Raw genomic sequence first — 21,513 nt, 5'->3', positions numbered from 1 at the left:
GTCATTGACGGGCTCGTGAGACACAGGCTCGTGAATTCAACTGTGACCTGCAACCCATTACCTTTGTCATTGTCGAACACAGACATACGCAGTCATCAAAAGGATAACCGAGATGTCGAACACCGCTAAATCCCTTGTCATCGCAAGCGCCGTAGCCGCAGCCGTTTCAGGCATGGCCACAACCGCATCCGCACAAGCCAAAGAAAAGTGCTATGGCGTTTCTCTGGCCGGTCAGAACGATTGTGCCGCCGGTCCTGGCACCACGTGCGCGGGCACCTCGACTGTTGATTATCAGGGCAATGCCTGGACGCTGGTAGATGCCGGCACCTGCGCCGATATCGACCTGCCTCAGTCAGCTGACGGCGCTGCCCGCAAGGGATCGCTCGAGCCGCTGGAGCGCGACCTGCCGGCATAAGCCTGAGTTTTTGCCAAATCTGAGGGGCGGGCAAGTATCGCCCGCCTCTTTTTTCAAGACCGCGAGGTTACCAGATGCTGGACAGCACAATCCGATCGAACAGGCTGCCTGCGGCACCAGGCGTCGGCTATAAGCCTCAGCATTTCCAGCAGATTCTGGATCATCCGCAACCGGTCGCATGGCTGGAAATCCACGCCGAGAATTACATGGGCGATGGTGGCCGCCCGCTGGCACAGCTGCGGCACTTGTCGGAACACTTCCCGATTTCCGTCCACGGCGTTGGCCTGTCCATCGGCGGTGAAGGCCCGCTGGATACCGACCACCTGGCCCGTTTGAAACACCTCGTCGGCTGGCTCAACCCCGCCAGCTTTTCCGAACATCTGGCCTGGTCGACACATGACAGCCACTTCCTGAATGATCTGTTGCCCCTGCCCTATACCGACGCAACCCTTGCACGGATTTGCGATCATATCGACCAAGTTCAGAATGTCGTTGGGCGACAGATGCTGCTTGAAAACCCGTCAAGCTATCTAGCATTTGATGAAAGCACGTGGTCCGAACCCGACTTCCTGCGCGAAATTTCGGGCCGCACCGGATGCGGGCTCTTGCTGGATGTGAATAACGTTTTCGTATCGGCGACAAATCTCGACTTCTCACCGCAGAGCTATATCGACGCCTATCCGCTGGACAAGGTTGGTGAGATCCACCTTGGCGGGCATGATGAGGATGAAGACGACCGCGGGCTTCCCTTGCTGATCGATAGCCACGGACGAGAAGTGGTTGATCCGGTTTGGGCGCTTCTGAACTATGTGCTTGAACAATCGGGACCAAAACCTGTTCTTGTGGAATGGGATACCGACGTCCCTGATTGGCCTGTCTTGCGCGCAGAAGCCGATCGCGCCCAAGCGGCACTGGACCGCATTCCAGCATGAGCGTGTCGCAAGAAGAGTTTCACCTGGCTTTGCTGGATCCAGCCATGTCGGTGCCTGATGGCCTTGTAGACGCGTCGGATCAGCCGGCGGGACGGCGTTTCAGTGTCTATCGCAACAATGTTGCCGTTTCGCTGACCGAAGCCATGCATCAGGCTTTCCCGGTTATCGCCAAGTTGCTGGGTTCGCAAAACATGGACGGGTTGGCCGGGCTTTTTCTGCGCAGCCACCCACCAACCTCGCCGTTGATGATGTTCTATGGCGAAGCGTTTCCGGATTTCCTGGCCGGGATGGATCAGCTGTCGCATATCGGGTACCTGCCCGATGTGGCGCGACTGGAGCTGGCCCTTCGCCGATCTTACCACGCGGCGGACAGCGTGCCAGCGTCGGACGACGCGTTAGCCGTGCCACCCGAAGATCTGTTCCGGGCCCGATTGGAATTCGCACCTTCGATGCAGATCTTGCGCTCGGACTGGCCCATCTTTTCGATATGGCGGTTCAATACCGAAGACGGCGCACCGAAACCCCAAGCTGGTGCTGAAGATACCCTGATCACGCGCCGCGAATATGATCCTGTTCCTCAGGCCCTGCCGCAAGGCGGGGCGGGTTGGATCGCCGCGATGCAGGCCGGAAACACAATCGGACAGGCATTTGAAAACACTACCGAAACCACCCCGGATTTTGATCTTGGGGCCACTCTGGCGCTGCTGTTACAGGGCGGCGCTATCACTTCTGTGACTATTGAAAGGCTGGCAACATGACTGCCCTGATCTCTCTTCATAACAACGTCCTGGGACGGATCGACAGCTCGGCCAACTGGCTGACACCAACCCTGGCGCGTCTTGTCTTTGTTGCCGTGTTGCTTGTCTACTACTGGAACTCAGCCACCCTGAAAATCGACGGGTCGATTTTCTCTCCGTCAGCGGGGGCGTTTGGGCAGATTTTCCCCAAAGCGGCAGAGGCCGTACTTTATGACGTAACCCAGATGACTTTTTTCCAACGCGTCGTAATCTTTCTGGGAACAGTCGCCGAATTTGTCCTGCCAGCCTTGTTGCTGGTCGGCCTGCTGACCCGGGTGGCAGCCCTTGGGATGATTGGGTTTGTTTGGGTCCAGACCATTGTCGACGTGACCGGTCATGGCGTCAAATTGGGAGGCCTGTTCGACAACGCACTTACTTTGATGGATCAGCGCGTGATGTGGACTTTCCTGTTTCTGGTCATCGCGATAAACGGCGCAGGCCCGATCTCGATCGATCGCATCCTGCGCCTGAAGTAACTCAGAAATGTGCCTTGGGCTCGTCCGGTTTACCCGCGGCCAGCCCAAGGAGACCCGCCACGGCGGCAAAGGCGACCGGGAACATGGTGAACACATTGAACCCGAACGCATAATACATCCCAGCCGCAGAAATCAGCAGCAACACGCCACCAATCAGAGCGCGGGCATGTGCCATCGCCCCGCCCGCAATAGCCAATAAAGGCGCAAGGATCGCCGCGGTTCGGATCAACTGCGCATTGTCCACCTGCTCGGCGATCCCGTCGATTTCGCCAAACCTGTCGATCAACTCGACATATCCATAGCCAACAAACCCGACCAACATGCCGATCAGACCGGCAACTACCCCTAAAATCATCGCTGCGTTACGCATTTAGACCCCTCTAGCTTGCGACCAACCACATAAGTACCCACTCAGCCAACGCCAAGGGCTGCCTGCGTTTCAGCCGTCCAGCCCAGATAAAGTGCACCGTCTTTCTCAACAAGCGGTCGCTTCATTAAGGTTGGGTGTTCCTGCAAGAGTTCCAGCGGCTCTTTTTTGCGCTGCTCTGCATCCAACCCGCGCCACGTTGTCGACCTGGTATTGAGCAAAGCCTCGCCGAAACGTTTTAGGGCCTGCGCCAGTACCGCATCCGGCACACCTTGCGCGCGAACATCGATAAAATCCGAACCCTCAAGCGATTTCAAAGCCTTACGGCAAGTATCGCAAGTCTTCAATCCATATACGCGCATTTTCGGGCTGCTCCTGTTTCGATCTTGATAATGGGCAAATTCGCCAGTGTATTCCGGTATTTCTTGATTTTTTACTTCACCGTGCAATGTTGAAAAAGACGAAACACGTAATTCGGGCCGTGTCGTGTGGACGAGACGGTGATGTGTTGCGGTTACGTCAATCGCTACCCCCACCAATTTTGTGGGACAACGTGCAAGTAGAAGGAGACACGGGAAATGCCAACTGGCACCGTGAAATGGTTCAATACCACCAAAGGCTATGGGTTTATTGCCCCTGATGAAGGCGGCAAGGACGTATTTGTTCACATCTCGGCCGTTGAAAGATCTGGTCTTACCGGACTCGCTGACAATCAGAAGGTCGCTTACGAACTGGAAGACGGACGTGACGGCCGACAAATGGCTTCAGATTTGAAGCCACTGTAAAATCCCGTTACTGCGGGTACGAAAATCAGGACAACGGCCAATTTCAGGCCGTTGGCCATCGAAAGTGATGTGCCTATTCTGGCGCCCTGCTGCTTTCGGGGCGCGTGGTTCAATTTTGCCACATGGCACGATACAGGACGTACTGGTCGCATAGGTGACCTCCATCGTCCAGTTGCCGGATTATCTAGTCCACACTTCCATCAGTTGTTCAGGATTGCACATCCTGGCTCTTGCCCGCTCAGAGGTGAACTGGAGCGCAAGTTTTTGGTGCATGTAGCCGTGGGTTCGCAAATCACCATCGACGATGGGGGGCCTCGGCCTGTGCCACGCAAGGCAGGAACAGGGTCAGACAACCGGTTTTGATCAAAACTGAAAGTGTCATGAAACGATCGCAACCATTTCATGACGCCCCGTATAGACAGACGGCAAGCGCACTCAGCTTTCCTTGATGATCGCCTCGAACTCACGCCATTCCCGCCCGGTCATGCCCGAGTTTTCCTGCATGACCGTCTCTCCGGCCAACATCCGACGCAGGCTGTCGACCATCTGCGCGGAAAGATTGACCGCACCCAGGCGGTAATCTTCAAACGCCTTATAGGCGGCCGGCACCCAATCAGCGACGATCTTGCACATGGCATCGGCGTAAACACGAATTTCGTATTGGGCATGAGGATCCGCGCGCAGACGCAGGAAGTGGAACAGGTTGTGCAGGTCAACCTTCCAGTACCATTGCGTGTAGATATTCGCCGGAAGGTTCATCCGCGCCAGTTCACGCGCAAGCCCTTGCTGCCCGTCCTGACCCATCATCGCCTCGTAATTGTCATAACAACGCGCGCTATCAGCTTTCAATATCTCAAGGACGCGCGCGGCTTCTTCGCCCTGCAACGTATCGCCGCGACCCTGATTGTTGATCTCGGACTGCGCGGACACGTGCTCGGGTGCCGGGATATAGAATTCACGGTCCAAAATCGAATAGCGCGCCGAATATTCATTCACATTCGCTGTCCGGTGCCGAATCCACTGTCGCGCGACAAAAACCGGTAACTTGACGTGCAACTTTATCTCGCACATCTCAAACGGGGTCGAGTGCCAGTGCCGCATCAGATAGCGGATCAACCCTTCGTCATTTTGCACTGATTTGGTGCCCTTGCCATAGGACACGCGTGCGGCCTGACAAATCGCAGCGTCATCACCCATATAGTCGATCACGCGCACAAAACCGTGGTCCAGAACCTGATGCGCCGTGTACAGATGTTCCTCCATCCCCGCAGCTACAACACGGCGTGTTGGATGCGATTGCGCCCGTTGCGCTTCGATCTCGCCCAGTTGGTCAGAGGACAGCGGCATGAAATTTCCTTTCCAGCAATGAGTCGCCTGCCACTATATATCGCCAATCAAAAGACAGGAACCGCGATATGTGCGCCCACATTTGCATTTTCAGAATTGTGTCCGTGCGGCCTCTCGACACGTGATGTACGCGCGCTAAGGTGCAGGGCATCACCTGAACAGAAAGGAACCCGCAATGGGGCTCACTTACCTCCACACCATGGTTCGCGTGAAGGACCTGGACAAATCCATGGCGTTTTACAAGTTGCTGGGTCTTAAGGAAACGCGCCGCTATGACAGCGAACAGGGGCGGTTTTCTCTGATCTTCATGGCTCCCGCTGGGCAAGAGGATCGACCAATCGAGTTGACCTATAACTGGGATGGGGATGACGATCTGCCCAACGACAGCCGCCATTTCGGCCATCTCGCCTATGGAGTCGACAATATTTATGAAACCTGTCAGCACCTGCAGGACAATGGAGTCGTGATCAACCGGCCACCACGCGACGGCCGAATGGCGTTTGTCAGGTCACCCGACAATATCTCGGTAGAGTTGCTACAAAACGGTGATGCGCTGGAACCGGCCGAACCCTGGGCCAGCATGGAAAGCACCGGGCACTGGTGATCCGCTGGTTGATCACACTGGGCCTAGCCTTTTTAGCCAGCCCCCTGCGGGCCGAGCCCTGTCGCCTTGCGCTTGCGCTGGCAATGGACATTTCAACATCGGTAAGCGCAGAAGAGGACGCGCTGCAAAGGCAGGGCCTTGCCGCAGCGTTGGTTGCCCCCGAGGTGACCGAGGCCTTCTTTTCCTCGTCGATGCCGGTCGCGCTGGCTGTTTATGAATGGAGCGGCCGGGACGTTCAGCACATCATACTGGGCTGGACGATGATCAACACGCAGACCGATTTGCTGGTGGCAGCGACCACGATACAGCAATCGGTCCGATCAGACAGCGACTCGGCCACGGCGATGGGGTATGCGCTAGCCTTTGGGGCGACGCTGATGCAGCAGGCCCCGACATGTCTTTTTCAAACCATTGATCTGTCAGGTGACGGTTCGAACAACGATGGATATGGCCCGGATTCCGCCTATCGGCATTTTCCCTTTGAGAATACGATTGTGAATGGCCTGGTCATTAATGCCGCCGACTTCGAAGGCGAGCTGTACCTGATTCCCTTCTTTGAAAACAATGTCCTGTACGGCCCCGGCGCGTTTCTGGAAATCGCCGACGGGTTCCAGGATTTCGAACGCGCCATGCGGCGCAAACTTGAACGCGAACTAAAAGGTATGCAGATCGGCGCATTGTCGGGCCCCGGCCAGCGATGATACGTGCGCTTGCAACGATAGTCAGCATATTGGCCACCTCTGCGGCATCAGAATGCCGCCATGCTTTGGCTTTGGGCCTGGATGTGTCGGGATCAGTCGACAGCTCGGAATACCGGTTGCAGCTTGGCGGCTTGGCAGGTGCTTTGCGCAGGCCCGAGATTAAGCAACTCTTTCTTTCAGACACAGCAAACCCGGTACACATCGCGATTTATGAGTGGAGCGAACCCGGCCACCAACGCCTGTTACTGGGCTGGACCGCAGTACAATCGGACCTCGATCTGGGGCGCATAGCCACCCTGCTCGACCATGTGAAACGCAGCGGCGCTCCGCAAGGAACCGCCGTCGGGTCCGCCATGCTGTTCGGTGCCGAGCTTTTGGGCCAGAAACCCGATTGCTGGAAGCGGACATTGGATCTGTCGGGGGACGGAAAGCACAATATCGGCCTGCATCCAAGAAATGCGAAACAGACGCTCTCTGACGACGGTATCACGATCAATGGACTGGTCATCGGTGCCGACGACCCTGACATCGGTAGCACCCGCTATGTTCAGGTCGGAGAGCTGCTGGCCTATTTCAAAGCATGGGTCATCCTTGGCCCCGGCGCCTTTGTTGAGGTTGCCCTGGGCTTTGACGATTACGAAGAAGCAATGACCCGTAAACTGATCCGCGAACTTGAAGGCCTGACCCTATCGGATGCGGGACTGAGGCCGACCAAACATCAGTAGATATAGCGGATCTGATCCGTCCAATACCGTTCTACCCGCCGCAATGCTCCGGTAATGTCTTCGATCCCTTCCTGTCCAAGCACGCCGCGCGATTGTAGGCCTTCGGCATGTCTCGAAAACAGCTCGGAGACGATATCGCGGATTTCCCGGCCCTGTGGCGTCAACCGGACACGCACCGAACGGCGGTCTATTTCGCAACGCTGGTGGTGCATATACCCCATCTCGACCAATTTTTTGAGGTTGTAGCTGACATTGCTGCCTTGATAGTAGCCGCGGCTTTTCAATTCACCAGCGGTAACCTCATGATCCCCGATATTGAACAAAAGCAACCCTTGAACCGCGTTGATCTCAAGAACACCGACCCGTTCAAACTCATCTTTGATAACGTCCAACAACAAACGATGAAGGCGCTCAACCAGAGCAAGTGCCTCAAGATAGCTGGTCATGAAGCCTTTGACCCCCGGCGCGGAGACCTGCATTTCCAAACTCATACGATCCTCCGATTCATTCGCGCAGTTTCAGGCAGAATGAAGCGAAAAGCCGAAAAATCAGTTAAGCCGGATAATCTCTATTTTTGAAAGGTTTGTGCGATTTCGGAAACAAGGTCCGAGAATTGGGAGGGTGGCAGGACCTGACCGGTGACCCATTGATACAGGTCCTGATCATTCTCGTGCAACAGGGCGTCGTAAACATCCAGCCCTGTTGCATCCATGGAGTCCAGATTGCGGTCTGCATAGGCAGCCAGAATCAGATCCATCTCTTTGATGCCGCGTCGCATGGAACGCATTTTCATCCGTTTGATCCTGACATTGCGCGGTTCGGCCACTATTCCGCCTCCAGCATCATGCGCACACGTTTCTCCAGCCTTGCAGCCCGCTCGGCGCTGGCGCGCATCTCGCCTCGGATTGAACGAAGCTCGGATACGATTCTGGCCAGGTCAGGTGCGTTTTCTCCAGCCTCGACAGGGGCGTCCATCCCGTCGCCCTCGCCGGTGAGAAGCCACATGATCGAAACGTTGATCATGCCTGCCATCATCGACAGTCGGTTGGCCCGGGGCTCAGACAGATCATTTTCCCAGGCGGCAATCGTAGACTTCTTGACACCCAGCCTGCGAGCCAGATGTGCCTGCGTCATCCCCGCTGCCTCACGCGCCCCTGCCAGCCGGTCTCCGAATGTCGCCGCGTCGGGTCCGTACCAGTCATTTTCGTCGTTCATCGGGGTCTCCAAATCTCTTGTTTTATATCGCTTGATCGTCGTTCAGGCGCACCCTATGACAGTCAGGCTAAACATACAAACTGAGGCCGACCATGAGTTTCCTGTCTGCGACACTGTCACGCGTAAAACCATCTCCAACAATCGCGATGACAGCCAAGGCGGCCGAATTAAAGGCAGCCGGACGAGACGTAATTGGCCTAAGCGCCGGGGAGCCAGATTTCGACACGCCCCAGAACATCAAGGATGCTGCGGTGGCGGCCATCGCCGCTGGAAAGACCAAATACACCGCGCCCGATGGCATACCAGAGCTGAAGCAGGCGGTTTGCGCCAAGATGAAACGTGATCATGGACTGGACTATTCGCCTGCTCAGATCTCGGTCGGAACCGGTGGCAAGCAGACGTTGTATAACGCGCTGATGGCCACCATGAACACGGGCGATGAGGTGGTCATACCTGCGCCCTATTGGGTCAGCTATCCCGATATGGTTCTTCTGGCAGGGGGAACGCCTGTGACAGTTGAAACGACCTTGGAGAACAGTTTCAAACTAACCGCTGAACAGCTTGAGGCAGCTATTACCCCAAAGACCAAATGGTTCATCTTCAACTCTCCGTCCAATCCAACCGGTGCAGGGTATAGCCGGGCGGAATTGAGAGCTTTGACCGATGTCCTGATCAGGCACCCGCATGTTTGGGTAATGACAGATGATATGTACGAGCATCTGGCCTATGACGGGTTTGAATTCTGCACACCGGCCGAAGTCGAGCCCAGGCTTTATGACCGCACCCTGACCTGCAATGGTGTATCCAAAGCTTATGCGATGACTGGCTGGCGGATTGGCTATGCAGCAGGGCCTACCGAATTGATTGCGGCAATGCGCAAGGTTCAGTCGCAATCGACCTCGAACCCCTGCTCGATCAGCCAATGGGCGGCGGTAGAGGCGCTGAACGGTACACAGTCCTTTCTGGCCCCGAACAATGAAACGTTCAAACGCCGCCGTGATCTGGTCATCAGCATGCTGAACCAGATCGAAGGAGTGACCTGCCCAACTCCGGAAGGTGCGTTTTACGTCTACCCTTCCATTTCCGGGTTGATCGGAAAGACCACGCCTGCTGGCACTTTGATCGACACAGACGAAGCCTTCGCAACCGCGCTTTTGGAAGAGGCTGACGTTGCAGTCGTCTTCGGCGCTGCGTTTGGGTTGTCCCCCAACTTCCGCGTCAGCTATGCTACGTCAGATGAAGCGCTGACCGAAGCCTGCACGCGCATTCAGAGGTTTTGTGCTTCGCTGACCTGATCGGAGACCTTATGACTGCCGAATTGCCTGAGTACTATTTCCGCATACGCGAAAACGGTGCCGCGGTTTTCCGGATCGACACGGAAAACCGCCAACGTCGGATTGAAATGAACCAGATCGCGGTCATCAACATCCGCAATGGAGAGGTGAAGCCGCAGGGTCAGCGCGCTCTGACTGAGGCGGATCAGGCCGAAATCGAGCGCTGGATGGCAGAACGTAAAGATCTTCTGGCGCAGCGCGATATCGACGATATTCACCGCGCGGTGGACTATCTGAACCTAACCACACAGTGGGCCCAGTCCAAAGCGACTGACCAACAGCTCGAGGACGTTACGGACCGGCTACTACTGGCGATGCATGATCTGCGCAGCGTATTGGTTCGGAAGAAAGCCGACCGGCTGAACAAAGGCTAATTTGCCTTCACGATGCCGGTTCAGCGATCATACGCACTGATCGTAACCAGAAGCGCGCCATCAACAGTACGGCGGCACAGGCAAGACCCAGCACAAGGCCCAACCAGACACCGACGCCCTCCATGCCGCGGATGAACCCAAAATAGTAGGACGCCGGAATTCCGACGACCCAATAGCTTAGCCCCGCCATGACCATTGGCACCTTGGCATCCTGCAATCCGCGCAAAAGGCCCAACGCGATCACCTGTGCACCGTCCACCAGCTGGAACAACGCAGCCATGGCCAGCAACCCGGTACCTATGGCCAGAATCTCGGGGCGTTTCGGATCCTGCGGTTCCACAAATACGGAAATCAGAGGCTCGGCGCAGGTCAGGAACAGGATGATTGTCAGGATAGACACCACAAGGGACATCCCTGTCACGGCGACGGCTCCTTTTTCCAGATGCGCGCGGTCCTTGCGGCCAAGCGCATTGCCCGCCCGGATCGTGGCGGCGTTGGACAGGCCCAGATGGACCATGAATGTCGCCGAGGCGAGGTTCAGAGCGATCCCATGCGCCGCCAGCGGCACCTGACCGATCCAGCCCATCATAAAGGCCGACATCGCGAATAGAGACACTTCGGCCAGCAGGGTCAACCCGATGGGTATGCCTAGCTTCAGAACGCTAAGCAGCATCTCCCAGTCGGGCCGCCAAAACCTTTGGAACAGGCTATGCTCGGGCAGAACTTTTACAGCATAGATGATAACCGCAATTAACGACACGGTCTGCGTCACGACCGAAGCGATAGCGGCGCCCATCACGCCCAGTTCAGGCGCACCCCAGTTGCCAAAGATCAAAGCATAGTTGGTCAGACCGTTCACCACCGCAGCTGCAACAGTGATCCACAAAACAACCTGGGTTCGCTCCAACGCCGCAAGGTAGGACTTCAAGACCATTACCACCAGAGCGGGGAACAGACCCCAGCCTGCAACCCGCAGGTATTCCGATGCAGTTTCCGCCACCTGTGGATCCTGATCTGTGGCGATCAAGATCGGGTATGACCACCACAGCAATGGCATTACCACTGCTGCATATAGCAACGACAACCAGAGCCCCATGCGGGTCGAACGGCGAATGCTGGTTTCATCGTCTTCGGCAGCGGCTGTTGCCACCATTGGCATAACGGCCAGACCGAACCCGCCCCCGAACAGGAACAGGACAAAGTAAAAGCTGCTGGCCAACGTGACCGCCGCCAAAGCTTCGACCCCGTACCAGCCAAGCATGATCGTGTCCGTCAGACCGATTGCGAACTGCGCCAGATGCCCGCCAACCAATGGCAGGCCCAGGACGGCAATGGCACGGAAATGGCCTTGATATGTCATCACCTTATTCATTCCACCAGCCATAGGCCCGGCGAAAGGCCGGGACAAGACCGGAACAGAGAAATTTCAGAGTGAGACATGGAACCGGGACAGGTGCCCTGCCCCGAACCTTAGGCCTAGCAGCGGGCGTCAGGATGCAGCGCGTTGCCCAGAATATGCTCGGATCGGTGGATCACATGATGCGCCTGACCCACGATCAAAGGATCGGGCTCGCCAACAATGCCGTGATCCTTGTCCGGGTAATCAAGTGTCGACAGAAAGTGGCGCATACAGTTCAGACGAGCGCGTTTTTTGTCATTCGATTTCACGATAGTCCAGGGCGCATCAGCGGTGTCTGTATAAAAGAACATCGCCTCTTTAGCCTCGGTATAGTCATCCCATTTTCCAAGGCTTGCCTTGTCGATCGGAGATAGTTTCCATTGTTTCAACGGATCGGTCTCACGGCTTTGAAACCGCCGCTGTTGTTCGGGTTGCGTGACCGAAAACCAGTATTTGTAAAGCTGAATTCCCGACCTCACCAACATCCGTTCAAGCTCTGGCGTCTGGCGCATAAACTCTAGGTACTCGTTCGGAGAACAGAACCCCATCACCCTCTCGACCCCGGCGCGGTTGTACCAAGAGCGGTCGTAGAACACCATTTCACCAACGGTGGGAAGCTCGTGCACATAGCGCTGATAGTACCATTGACCCTTTTCTTCCCAGGTGGGTTTGTTAAGGGCGACCACGCGCGCCTGACGGGGGTTCAGGTGTTCCATAAACCGTTTGATTGTACCGCCCTTACCAGCCGCATCGCGCCCTTCAAACAGCAATACGAACCGTTGACCGGTTTCCTGCGCCCACAGCTGAACCTTAAGCAACTCAGCCTGCAGTTTGGCCTTCTCGGCCTCATAGACCCGCCGGGGCATCTTGCGATGATAGGGATATCTTCCGCTTTCGAATGCCTTGCGGATCTTTTCCGGGCTTGGCTCGGAAACAGCACCTGCAACAGGTGTTTCGTCATTCACGCGTGGTAGATTTTGCTCGGGTTGCGCAGCTGCATCCATTCATAATCTCCTTTTTTCACTGTTCGAAAAAACGGCTAGCAGAACCGAAGCTTTCGCGCTTTGATTGGGGTCAAACCAAATTCACTTATACGGCGAAAAGGCCAAGAAACATGGAAACCCGATTTCAGATCCTGAATGGCCAGAGGTTTCATATTCGCCGTTGGGGGTCATCCGACCTGCCACCCTTGCTGATGCTACACGGCTTTCCGGAATATGGTGGGGCATGGGCCGATCTGGCGCCACATCTGGCATCTCATTTCCATTGCATTGCCCCTGATCAACGCGGTTACGGCCAAAGCTGGGCACCAGAGGGTGTCGGCCAATATGCCACGTCCGAGCTGGTCTCGGATATGATCGCACTTGTCGAAGGTCTGGATACGCCAATCAGTGTTCTGGGCCATGACTGGGGCGCCGCGGTCGCCTATGGCCTGGCCATGTTCCGCCCAGATCTCGTCGGTCGTCTGATCATCGCAAACGGCGTTCACCCGGTGCCCTTCCAACGGGCTATGGCATCAGGCGGCGCACAATCCGCGGCCTCTCAATATATTAACGCGCTACGGGCCCCTGATGCCGCAACACACTTTGCCGCGAACAATTTTACCCGCTTGGAAAGTTTCTTTCGCCACGGGATGGGCTTGGACTGGCTGTCCGACGACCGGATGGAGGACTATCGCACTGAATGGGCCCGTCCCGGTCGTCTGAATGCCATGCTGAACTGGTATCGGGCCTCTCCGCTGGTTGTGGCGAAACCGGGCGAGCCCTGCACAGACCTGCCCCGGCTTCCGGTCGAGCGGCTGATGGTTCGTTGCCCACATCTTTTGCTATGGGGCTCCGATGACAAAGCGCTGCTGCCCGAGACGACAGACGGTCTGGAAGATTTTGCGCCCGACCTCACACGAGTCGATATTCCGGGCACAGATCACTGGTTACACCACCAGAAGCCCGAAGCATTGGCACAGGCAATCATTGAGTGGACAGACGGCTGAGGCCTATTTATGCCCCCAATCGGCAGGATCAGCCGAGTTATTGGGGGACAGCCCCAGAATGTCACCATCGGTGGAACATCCCAGCCCCAGAACGGTGCGGTTAGCATAGGCGAAATAGGCGCAGACCTGGTTGATCTCGAGGATTTCTCCATCATCCCACCCTGTGTTGCGCAGGGCGGCGATGTCACCTTCCACCAATTCTGCAGGGGCCTGCGTCAGCTTGCGCGCATACAGCATGGCCGCAACCTGAGCAGCCTCCAATGGTGCGCTTTCGGGTGTCCCAGCTTCGATCGCGGCACGGATTGCATTACCGCGCACTTCGTCGCCTAACAGCCTTTGCAACCCGTTAAAATGATGCTCGACACAGTACCCGCAGTGGTTCAGGGAGCTGACCCAGACACCCAGTGTTTCGAGAAACCACTTGGGAATCTGATTGGCCGAATGGTGCAGCACATTCTTGTACAACGCCATATGTCCTTCCATCGAATGCGGCCGCAAGGAATGCGCCATCATGATGTTGTCGACATTGTTGTCGGGGCCGGTGATGCGGTCGTAGAGTTTCTTCAACCGACCAGTGGCCGTATCGTAGGGGATGGTTTTTATCCAGCTCATTTTAAGATTCCTGCTGTCGCTGTGATTTGTTATCCGCAGCCTAAGAGGCCTTAGAACAGGTCGCGAAACGAAATCGTCGAACTTCTGCTCTGAGCCCTTAGCTAGTTGGGAGCATCGCACCGAATGGCTGGATTTTGGCCCCAAAAAGCAACGGCCTTTTACCTATTGCCCTCTTGGTACCCGATCACCTGCTTTGTAGAAGGAGGGTAACTCAATGCCTTTCGGAATACAGAATTCAACAAGAGATGATGAATTTTCACCGACCCAAATGATAGCGTCACTACCTTGGCGTATATAGCCCGTTTGTTCGCAATAGGCTTGCGCTGCGGCTATCACGGCGCGAACATCGCTTTCCGCATCGAAGTCGCCGCTCATGAAGTCAGCGATGTCCAGAACAGAAGATACTGAAACAACATAGGTATTTCTGTCTAATGTAGTGGCGACTGGAGCGAAATGATAAATAACTCTAGAACCGTCTTGCTCGAAGTGAAAAACAGATCCCTTCACTATCTGAACATCGTGTTGCAACGTGACCTGTTCCGTTGGTCGGTCGGCAAATGGGAAGAATGCTTCAACGACTTCGTTTTCAGATGATGGTGAGGCACAACCGAGCAACAGGAGCAAAAGCGAGATTGAGATTGCTTCGCGCAATGCAGAGTCCTCCTTTAGGTTGCCAGTTGCCCAAAGCTATTCAAAACCTGACATGACCTCAATGTCCGTTTCGTCCGCATCGCTTCCATTAGTGATAGCTGGTGCCGCAACCATATTGATTATCCTCTAATCGGCCAACCAGCCCCAAACCATCCACAACACCTCGCGTCCCTCTTCCCCCGGACCACATCACCTGCCATAATGGGGGGAAACTCAAAAACAAGAGCAGCCCATATGCCCGACGATCTGTTGACGCCCGAAGCGACCAATACCTATGACGCCTCATCCATTGAGGTGCTCGAAGGTCTTGAACCTGTTCGCAAACGCCCCGGCATGTATATCGGCGGCACGGATGAGCGTGCGCTGCACCATATGGTCGCTGAAATCCTCGACAACTCGATGGACGAAGCGGTGGCAGGCCATGCCAACCGGATCGAGGTCGAACTGCACGCAGATTACGCCCTGACCGTGCGCGACAATGGGCGCGGCATTCCGATCGATCCGCACCCGAAATTCCCCGACAAATCCGCGCTTGAGGTCATCCTGTGCACATTGCACGCGGGCGGCAAGTTCTCGGGTAAGGCGTATCAGACCTCGGGTGGTCTGCATGGGGTTGGTGCATCTGTGGTCAATGCTTTGTCGGATTCCATGGTTGTTCAGGTGGCCCGGGACAAACAGCTGTTCGAACAACGCTTCTCGCGTGGAGTACCTCAGGGCCCCGTCGAAAAGGTCGGCGCAGCGCCCAACCGGCGCGGCACCACTGTGACCTTCCATGCCGATCCCGACATCTTTGGCCACCACAAATTCAAACCGGCGCGGCTGTTCAAATCCATCCGCTCCAAGGCCTACCTGTTCTCGGGCGTCGAAATCCGTTGGAAAACCGCCATCGATGACGGCGAAACCCCCACCGAGGCGACGTTCCACTTTCCCGGCGGGTTGTCGGATTACCTGAAGGAAACGATGAACGGCTCGTCCACCTATGCCGATCAGCCCTTTGCCGGCACCGTGGACTTTCGGGAAAAATTCAATGCCGCTGGCAAGGTCGAATGGGCGATCAACTGGACCCCCTCACGCGACGGGTTTATCCAATCCTACTGTAACACCGTCCCCACGCCCGAAGGCGGCACCCATGTGGCAGGCTTCTGGGCCGCTGTCCTCAAGGGCATCAAAGCTTACGGCGAGCTGATCAACAACAAAAAGGCCGCGCAGATCACCCGCGACGACCTGGTCACCGGCGGCTGCGCCCTGGTGTCCTGCTTTATCAGCGAGCCTGAATTCGTTGGCCAAACCAAAGACCGCCTCGCCACGGTCGAAGCACAGCGGCTGGTCGAAAACTCGGTCCGTGACCATTTCGACAACTGGCTGGCCGCAGATAACAAATCCGCCGGAGCGATCCTCGATTTCCTCATTCTAAGGTCCGAGGAGCGCCTGCGCCGACGGGCTGAAAAGGAAACACAGCGCAAGTCCGCCACTAAGAAACTTCGTCTCCCCGGCAAGCTCGTGGACTGTTCCAGTTCAACACGGGACGGCACCGAATTATTCATCGTCGAGGGCGACTCGGCGGGCGGCTCGGCCAAGATGGGCCGTAACCGCAAAACACAGGCGCTGCTGCCCCTGCGCGGCAAAATCCTGAACGTGTTGGGCGCGGCCAGTTCCAAGCTGGGCACCAATGCCGAGATCAACGACCTGACCCAGGCGCTGGGTGTGGGCCTCGGCACCCGTTTCAACGTCGATGACCTGCGCTATGATAAGATCATCATCATGACCGATGCGGATGTGGACGGCGCGCATATCGCGGCTCTGCTGATGACGTTCTTCTTTACCCAGATGCGGCCCATGATCGACGCGGGCCACCTCTACCTCGCCTGCCCGCCGCTCTACCGCCTGACCCAAGGCGCCAAACGCGTCTATTGTCTGGACGAGGCCGAGCGCGACGCATGGATGGAAAAAGGTCTGGGCGGCAAAGGCAAGATCGACGTCTCACGCTTTAAGGGTCTAGGTGAGATGGACGCCAAGGACCTGAAAGAAACCACAATGGACCCCGCGTCCCGGAAATTGATCCGGGTCACCATCGACGAGGACGAACCTGGCGAGACCGGCGACCTAGTCGAGCGCCTGATGGGCAAAAAACCCGAACTGCGGTTCCAATACATTCAGGAAAACGCGCGGTTTGTGGAGGAGCTGGACGTTTGAAATTAAAACGAAAAGCCTCGTTATTTGACTTTGTCACACACGAAACACGGGCCGCTCTAAGGCAACAAAGTCAAACAAACACCGATTTTTTTGAGATCTACGACGGGATTGCGTCTTCATTTGAGCGAGAAATACGTCAACTCACAAAACTGACCTTCTATCTTTTGATGGGCGTAGTTGCCACATACTCACTAAGTGATAGTGGATTTCTGATGTTGAAGACCAGCTTAGTCGAAGTAAAGATACCGAAAATTTACGCTGTCTTCTCATGTGTTTCAATTTTCTCAGGCTTGCTTATGAAACTCTTCGCACTATTACAGCTAATGGTGCAGAGAGTTCTGGCTGAACAACTTCTAGGAAAGGGCATCAGGTTTCCCAGCGTTTTACTTAACCATCTCGGTCATAGAGGTTTTGACGCACTTTCGCCGGTACGTAACGGTCACTTGATCACACACACAACCGGAACCAAAACACTTCTCAGCTTACCTCTATTTCTGCTCATTTGCGCATCTATTCTCCCACTAGCAGGAGTCTATTGCTATTTGTTTGGGGAAACATGGGATGCACTGACTACAATTGACAACACCCTTTTAGCTGGCCCCCTTGCAGTCGCAGCCATGGCAATGCTAACGCTCCCGATAGTTTATACCGTGCTATACTTTAAACAGTTTCAGATTGCGAAAAACAAAACGCAAATAAGATGGACTTTCCTGAAAGGGATTTCTCCAAATCCTCACCCCAGCATCGACTATTGGCTGAAACACAGGTGAGGATGAACGCCCGAAAAAACACCCCCCCCTTTCCTAACCCGTTGATCCCGTTCACACTTGCGCGCAATTGTCATCCAAGAACAAATTCAGAGGATCCGAGCGTCCAAGACCCAATTTGAACGAACAAATTTTTCGAACGGGAGGACGACATGAAATCACTAACCCTCGGGCTGGCCTTTGCCTTGTTGGCCAGTCAGGTAAGCGCGCAGCAGTCGCTGATCGGCGCTTCGCCTATTCCGGTCGGGCAGAGTTACGGTTCTGCTATTACAACGGCCTCGCTTATTCAGCGGACGCCTTTGTTGTGATCTCTGGCAACAACACCGTGACCGAAACGTCCAGTACGCACGAAGAACACCTTCTGCGTTGTATCAAAAGCGGCGACGGTGCCATGAAGTGGAAACCGGAGAGCGGTATTCAGGTCAATCGCTGAACTGAAAGGTCGGGCCTTCTAGCCCACCTTCCCCTCCAGCCAGTTCGCTATCTGGCCGGCGGGATGCTCCCAGCCGGGCTCCATGAACAGGAAATGCGCGTGGTTTTTCACGGGCATAAACGTCGCGCGATCCCCGTACAGATTGGCCAGCGCACGGCAAGTGTTTGGGTTGACGGCGCGATCCTCGGTCCCTGACACTATCAGCACCGGGCAATCGACCTTGTCGATATCGACCTTCATTGCGTGGTGATCGTCGAACATCCAAAAGAACATCTCGAACATCACCCGCCCGCTTTCGGCACCCAGCTGGTCGAACACCGCGTGCTGCTGCGCCTCGGGCATCTTGTTCAGCGCAAAGGGCGCCATCAGATCGAACTCAACGCGCATGGGCTGTTTCCAGAACGCCCCGCCCTCCATCAACGCACGCGGAACGGCGCGTTCGTCGTCGGCTTCGGGCAGTGTGCCCCACGGCGCGTTCGGGTTGATCAGAACGATGGCGCTGGCCAAGCCGCGCGCTGCCACCTGCTGCGCCACAACGCCCGCGATGGCATGGCCCAGAATAACCGGTTTGCTGTCCAGCCCCTGAACAAAGTCGGCAATGTCATTTGTATAGTCCGTCACGCTGGTGTCGGTCAGCCCCGGATCGGGTTCGGCCTTGGGATCGCCACCATGGTACCGCAGAGCGGGCGTGTGCACCATCCAGCCCCGGTCGCGAAAGAATTCTGCGTAATCGGCCATACACCACGGTCCGGCAAAGGCTCCGTGGATCAGAACAATCTCTTTGGTCATGGAAACGCCCCCTCACCTGCCTTCACTATGAGAGATGAGGGAGCGGATCGGCAAGAGGCTTACAGCGCCGCTTTGAACAGCGCCGTCAGGTTGTCCTCGGTCAGTTCAATCGGATTGCCGCCGCAAGAGGGGTCGATGATCGCCCCCTTGACCAGTTCGGGGATTGCCGCATCGGTCACTTTCATATCCGAGAGTTTGCGGGGGATACCCAGCGAGTCATTAAACTCCTGCACAAAGGCGCGGAACCCGTCAAAGCCTCCATCGATGCCCAGATAGGCCGCTGCCTGGTGGAACCGGTCGGCGATGGCGGGGGCGTTGAACTCTAGCACCGCGGGCATACAGACCGCGTTGGTCGTCCCGTGATGGGTGTTGAACACCGCGCCAATCGGGTGGCTCATCGCGTGGATCGCGCCGAGGCCCTTTTGAAAGGCCGTGGCCCCCATCGCTGCCGCGCTCATCATTTGGGCACGGGCTTCAATATCAGTGCCATCGGTATAGGCGCGCGGCAGGTAGTCCTTGACCAGCCGCATCCCCTCCAGCGCGATGCCGTGTGACATCGGGTGGTAATGCGGGCTAGAGAACGCCTCGACACAATGCGCAAATGCGTCCAGACCAGTACCAGCAGTGATAAATTTCGGCATTCCCACGGTCAGTTCCGGGTCACAGATCACCACGGTTGGCAGTACCTTAGGGTGAAAGATGATCTTTTTCGCGTGGGTTTCCGAATTGGTGATGACGCTGGCGCGCCCGACCTCGGACCCGGTGCCAGCGGTGGTCGGAACCGCAATGATCGGAGCAATGGCATCGGCATCGGCGCGGGTCCACCAGTCGCCAATATCCTCAAAATCCCAGACCGGGCGCGTCTGCCCGGCCATGAAAGCGACCATCTTACCCAGATCCAGCCCCGAGCCACCGCCAAATGCGATTACCCCGTCATGGTTGCCTGCCCGATACGCCGCAACGCCGGCCTCAAGGTTCTTCTCATTGGGGTTCGGGTCCACTTCGCTAAACAGGCCACGCCCCAGACCCGCAGCCTCAAGAATATCCAGCGTCGCCGAGGTGATCGGCAGATCAGCCAACCCCTTGTCCGTGACCAGCAGAGGGCGTTTCATTCCGGCGGCAGCGCAGGCTTCGGGCAGTTCCTTGATGCGGCCAGCGCCGAATTTGATCGCGGTCGGATAAGACCAGTTTCCAGACAGGCTCATGGTGTCACCTTCTTCAGATGGTAGGATTTGGGGCGGGTAAGGTTGTGATAGCCGATGACAGAAAGACCACCGCCACGCCCGGTATTCTTGCAACCGGTCCAGCACAGGCCCGGATCCAAATAATCGGCGCGGTTCATGAAGACGGTGCCAGTTTCAATCTGGTCACCGACCCGCGCGGCCCGGTCCACGTCGCGGGTCCAGAGGCTGGCGGTCAGACCAAACTCGCTGTCATTCATCAGCGCGATGGCTTCGTCATCCGACGACACTTTCATGATACCAACTACGGGGCCGAAACTCTCATCCCGCATCACCCGCATGTCGTGTGTGACATTGGTCAGGATTTGCGGGGTCAGATATGCCCCCCCATCATCCTCGGGGAAAGTATCGATATGGGTAACTGCGCCATCCGCGACTGCCTCGGCAATCTGAGCGCGGACCTCATCGGCAAAGCGTACACTGGCCATCGGTCCAATCGTCGTCTCTGCATCCAGCGGATTGCCCAGCTTATAGCCCTGAACAATCTCAACCGCTTTAGCAACGAACGCATCATACAGGCTTTCGTGCACGTAAATTCGCTCAATCCCGCAGCAGCACTGGCCCGCGTTGAACATCGCACCGTCGATCAGCGTATCAACAGCTGCGTCCAGATCGGCGTCGTCCATGACATAGCCTGGATCCTTGCCGCCCAACTCGGTACCGACCCCGGTGAATGTGCCCGCCGCCGCACGTTCCATCGCCTGACCACCACCGACCGAGCCAGTGAAGTTCACGAAATCAAACGCATTTCCAGCGATCAAATCGTTAGTCACATCATGACTCAGGAACAAATTCTGGAACACATCCTCAGGAACACCTGCCGAATGGAAAGCCTGCGCCATCCGCTCACCCACCAACAAGGTCTGGGTCGCGTGTTTCAGCACCACGGTATTGCCCGCAATCAACGCCGGGGCCACCGTATTGATCGCAGTCATGTACGGGTAGTTCCAGGGCGCCACGACAAAGACAACCCCATGCGGAATGCGTTTGATATAGCGCCTGAAGATCTCATCCTCGCCCACCGCAATATCGGCCAGTGCACCCTGCGCGATCTCGGCCATATGGCAGGCGCGCTCGTTGAACCCGCCGAACTCTCCGCCGTAGCGCACTGGGCGCCCCATCATATGGGCCAGCTCGGGCACGATTTCGTCGTTCATCGCACCAACAGCGGCGACACCCGCCATCACAAGATCAATTCGCTCTTGTAATGGGCGTGCTGCCCAGGCTGTATGCGCTTCCCTGGCCCGCGCAGCCACCTCAAACGCTGCTTCGCGCGATAAGGTTTCGCGCTCAGCATAAACCGATCCATCGATCGGCGAGATGCATTTCAACATCTGCCCCATCTCCATTCCATCCTCTAAAAAGC

General features: G+C 56.3%; 27 protein-coding genes. 14 read left to right on the top strand and 13 right to left on the bottom strand.

Annotated features, from left to right (window positions below; genetic code table 11):
• Positions 1-112 precede the first annotated feature (112 nt).
• The 4 genes from AC2FHX_RS00560 to AC2FHX_RS00545 all read left to right on the top strand — a co-directional run bounded on the left by AC2FHX_RS00560 (position 113) and on the right by AC2FHX_RS00545 (position 2,620).
• On the top strand, positions 113-415 hold the full coding sequence (locus tag AC2FHX_RS00560) for a BufA1 family periplasmic bufferin-type metallophore (RefSeq protein ID WP_142632987.1): 303 nt from the start codon (positions 113-115) through the stop codon (positions 413-415).
• Between the two features lie 74 nt (positions 416-489).
• Complete coding sequence (gene bufB, locus AC2FHX_RS00555; RefSeq protein ID WP_496700583.1) at positions 490-1,347, top strand: MNIO family bufferin maturase; 858 nt, start codon at positions 490-492, stop codon at positions 1,345-1,347.
• On the top strand, positions 1,344-2,105 hold the full coding sequence (locus AC2FHX_RS00550; RefSeq protein ID WP_496700584.1) for an HvfC/BufC family peptide modification chaperone: 762 nt from the start codon (positions 1,344-1,346) through the stop codon (positions 2,103-2,105). The genes bufB and AC2FHX_RS00550 overlap by 4 nt, the downstream gene beginning before the upstream one ends.
• Positions 2,102-2,620, top strand: a complete 519-nt coding sequence (locus AC2FHX_RS00545; RefSeq protein WP_496695928.1) for a hypothetical protein — start codon at positions 2,102-2,104, stop codon at positions 2,618-2,620. Before AC2FHX_RS00550 ends, AC2FHX_RS00545 begins: the two co-directional genes overlap by 4 nt.
• A 1-nt stretch (position 2,621) precedes the next feature.
• Here the strand turns inward: AC2FHX_RS00545 and AC2FHX_RS00540 are convergent, their stop codons facing one another.
• Both AC2FHX_RS00540 and AC2FHX_RS00535 read right to left on the bottom strand, forming a co-directional pair.
• A complete protein-coding gene (locus AC2FHX_RS00540) occupies positions 2,622-2,990 on the bottom strand; it encodes a hypothetical protein (protein WP_142632981.1) in 369 nt (122 codons plus the stop codon).
• Between the two features lie 41 nt (positions 2,991-3,031).
• Positions 3,032-3,349, bottom strand: a complete 318-nt coding sequence (locus tag AC2FHX_RS00535; protein WP_142635075.1) for an ArsC/Spx/MgsR family protein — start codon at positions 3,347-3,349, stop codon at positions 3,032-3,034.
• Positions 3,350-3,565: 216 nt separating this feature from the next.
• Between AC2FHX_RS00535 and AC2FHX_RS00530 the strand changes: the two genes are divergently transcribed.
• Positions 3,566-3,772, top strand: coding sequence for a cold-shock protein (locus AC2FHX_RS00530; RefSeq protein ID WP_142632979.1), 207 nt, complete (start codon positions 3,566-3,568; stop codon positions 3,770-3,772).
• A gap of 435 nt (positions 3,773-4,207) precedes the next feature.
• Here the strand turns inward: AC2FHX_RS00530 and thyX are convergent, their stop codons facing one another.
• Complete coding sequence (thyX, locus tag AC2FHX_RS00525) at positions 4,208-5,119, bottom strand: FAD-dependent thymidylate synthase (RefSeq protein ID WP_496700585.1); 912 nt, start codon at positions 5,117-5,119, stop codon at positions 4,208-4,210.
• Positions 5,120-5,294: 175 nt separating this feature from the next.
• Between thyX and AC2FHX_RS00520 the strand changes: the two genes are divergently transcribed.
• The 3 genes from AC2FHX_RS00520 to AC2FHX_RS00510 are packed head-to-tail and all read left to right on the top strand — an operon-like array spanning position 5,295 to position 7,149.
• Complete coding sequence (locus AC2FHX_RS00520; RefSeq protein WP_142632976.1) at positions 5,295-5,723, top strand: VOC family protein; 429 nt, start codon at positions 5,295-5,297, stop codon at positions 5,721-5,723.
• A complete protein-coding gene (locus AC2FHX_RS00515) occupies positions 5,720-6,424 on the top strand; it encodes a DUF1194 domain-containing protein (protein ID WP_281994409.1) in 705 nt (234 codons plus the stop codon). Before AC2FHX_RS00520 ends, AC2FHX_RS00515 begins: the two co-directional genes overlap by 4 nt.
• Positions 6,421-7,149, top strand: a complete 729-nt coding sequence (locus tag AC2FHX_RS00510) for a DUF1194 domain-containing protein (RefSeq protein ID WP_496700586.1) — start codon at positions 6,421-6,423, stop codon at positions 7,147-7,149. Before AC2FHX_RS00515 ends, AC2FHX_RS00510 begins: the two co-directional genes overlap by 4 nt.
• On the opposite strand, the gene AC2FHX_RS00505 is transcribed toward AC2FHX_RS00510, so the two are convergent.
• The 3 genes from AC2FHX_RS00505 to AC2FHX_RS00495 form a co-directional block, all read right to left on the bottom strand.
• On the bottom strand, positions 7,143-7,640 hold the full coding sequence (locus AC2FHX_RS00505) for a MarR family winged helix-turn-helix transcriptional regulator (RefSeq protein WP_496700587.1): 498 nt from the start codon (positions 7,638-7,640) through the stop codon (positions 7,143-7,145). The genes AC2FHX_RS00510 and AC2FHX_RS00505 overlap by 7 nt on opposite strands.
• 77 nt (positions 7,641-7,717) lie before the next feature.
• Positions 7,718-7,942 (bottom strand): succinate dehydrogenase assembly factor 2, encoded by a 225-nt coding sequence (locus AC2FHX_RS00500; protein ID WP_496700638.1) that lies wholly within the window; start codon positions 7,940-7,942, stop codon positions 7,718-7,720.
• Between the two features lie 32 nt (positions 7,943-7,974).
• A complete protein-coding gene (locus AC2FHX_RS00495) occupies positions 7,975-8,364 on the bottom strand; it encodes a helix-turn-helix domain-containing protein (protein ID WP_496692395.1) in 390 nt (129 codons plus the stop codon).
• A 92-nt stretch (positions 8,365-8,456) separates the two neighbouring features.
• Here AC2FHX_RS00495 and AC2FHX_RS00490 point away from each other — a divergent pair, with 92 nt between their 5' ends.
• The gene (locus AC2FHX_RS00490) at positions 8,457-9,659 is read left to right on the top strand and encodes a pyridoxal phosphate-dependent aminotransferase (RefSeq protein WP_496700588.1); all 1,203 of its coding nucleotides are present in this window, start codon (positions 8,457-8,459) and stop codon (positions 9,657-9,659) included.
• A gap of 11 nt (positions 9,660-9,670) precedes the next feature.
• Positions 9,671-10,072, top strand: a complete 402-nt coding sequence (locus AC2FHX_RS00485) for a hypothetical protein (RefSeq protein WP_271947903.1) — start codon at positions 9,671-9,673, stop codon at positions 10,070-10,072.
• Positions 10,073-10,079: 7 nt separating this feature from the next.
• On the opposite strand, the gene AC2FHX_RS00480 is transcribed toward AC2FHX_RS00485, so the two are convergent.
• A complete protein-coding gene (locus AC2FHX_RS00480) occupies positions 10,080-11,444 on the bottom strand; it encodes an MATE family efflux transporter (protein ID WP_496700589.1) in 1,365 nt (454 codons plus the stop codon).
• A 104-nt stretch (positions 11,445-11,548) separates the two neighbouring features.
• Positions 11,549-12,475: a polyphosphate kinase 2 gene (gene ppk2 / locus AC2FHX_RS00475; RefSeq protein WP_142632960.1), complete on the bottom strand. Its 927-nt coding sequence runs from the start codon at positions 12,473-12,475 to the stop codon at positions 11,549-11,551.
• 110 nt (positions 12,476-12,585) lie between these two features.
• Between ppk2 and AC2FHX_RS00470 the strand changes: the two genes are divergently transcribed.
• The gene (locus AC2FHX_RS00470; protein ID WP_281994404.1) at positions 12,586-13,461 is read left to right on the top strand and encodes an alpha/beta fold hydrolase; all 876 of its coding nucleotides are present in this window, start codon (positions 12,586-12,588) and stop codon (positions 13,459-13,461) included.
• A 3-nt stretch (positions 13,462-13,464) separates the two neighbouring features.
• Here the strand turns inward: AC2FHX_RS00470 and AC2FHX_RS00465 are convergent, their stop codons facing one another.
• Positions 13,465-14,073 carry a carboxymuconolactone decarboxylase family protein gene (locus tag AC2FHX_RS00465; protein ID WP_496700590.1) on the bottom strand — a complete coding sequence of 203 codons (609 nt, stop codon included), beginning with the start codon at positions 14,071-14,073 and terminating at the stop codon, positions 13,465-13,467.
• A gap of 162 nt (positions 14,074-14,235) precedes the next feature.
• Positions 14,236-14,724: a hypothetical protein gene (locus tag AC2FHX_RS00460; protein ID WP_271947912.1), complete on the bottom strand. Its 489-nt coding sequence runs from the start codon at positions 14,722-14,724 to the stop codon at positions 14,236-14,238.
• A 234-nt stretch (positions 14,725-14,958) separates the two neighbouring features.
• Here AC2FHX_RS00460 and parE point away from each other — a divergent pair, with 234 nt between their 5' ends.
• From parE to AC2FHX_RS00445, 3 genes are all read left to right on the top strand, one after another.
• Positions 14,959-16,917, top strand: a complete 1,959-nt coding sequence (gene parE, locus AC2FHX_RS00455) for a DNA topoisomerase IV subunit B (protein WP_496700591.1) — start codon at positions 14,959-14,961, stop codon at positions 16,915-16,917.
• The gene (locus tag AC2FHX_RS00450; protein WP_496700592.1) at positions 16,914-17,687 is read left to right on the top strand and encodes a hypothetical protein; all 774 of its coding nucleotides are present in this window, start codon (positions 16,914-16,916) and stop codon (positions 17,685-17,687) included. Before parE ends, AC2FHX_RS00450 begins: the two co-directional genes overlap by 4 nt.
• Positions 17,688-17,836: 149 nt before the next feature.
• Positions 17,837-17,992 carry a hypothetical protein gene (locus AC2FHX_RS00445; protein WP_496700593.1) on the top strand — a complete coding sequence of 52 codons (156 nt, stop codon included), beginning with the start codon at positions 17,837-17,839 and terminating at the stop codon, positions 17,990-17,992.
• Positions 17,993-18,135: 143 nt separating this feature from the next.
• On the opposite strand, the gene AC2FHX_RS00440 is transcribed toward AC2FHX_RS00445, so the two are convergent.
• From AC2FHX_RS00440 to AC2FHX_RS00430, 3 genes are read right to left on the bottom strand one after another with little or no spacing between them, the layout of a single operon-like run.
• Positions 18,136-18,906 carry an alpha/beta hydrolase gene (locus tag AC2FHX_RS00440; protein WP_496700594.1) on the bottom strand — a complete coding sequence of 257 codons (771 nt, stop codon included), beginning with the start codon at positions 18,904-18,906 and terminating at the stop codon, positions 18,136-18,138.
• A 59-nt stretch (positions 18,907-18,965) separates the two neighbouring features.
• Complete coding sequence (locus tag AC2FHX_RS00435) at positions 18,966-20,111, bottom strand: iron-containing alcohol dehydrogenase (protein ID WP_496700595.1); 1,146 nt, start codon at positions 20,109-20,111, stop codon at positions 18,966-18,968.
• A complete protein-coding gene (locus tag AC2FHX_RS00430; protein WP_496700596.1) occupies positions 20,108-21,490 on the bottom strand; it encodes an aldehyde dehydrogenase family protein in 1,383 nt (460 codons plus the stop codon). The genes AC2FHX_RS00435 and AC2FHX_RS00430 overlap by 4 nt, the downstream gene beginning before the upstream one ends.
• Positions 21,491-21,513 lie beyond the last annotated feature (23 nt).

This window comes from Ruegeria sp. CDSC042, from assembly GCF_059610745.1.
The sequence above is the reverse complement of the archived record's forward strand: the minus strand, read 5'-3'. Positions and strand labels throughout refer to the sequence as shown.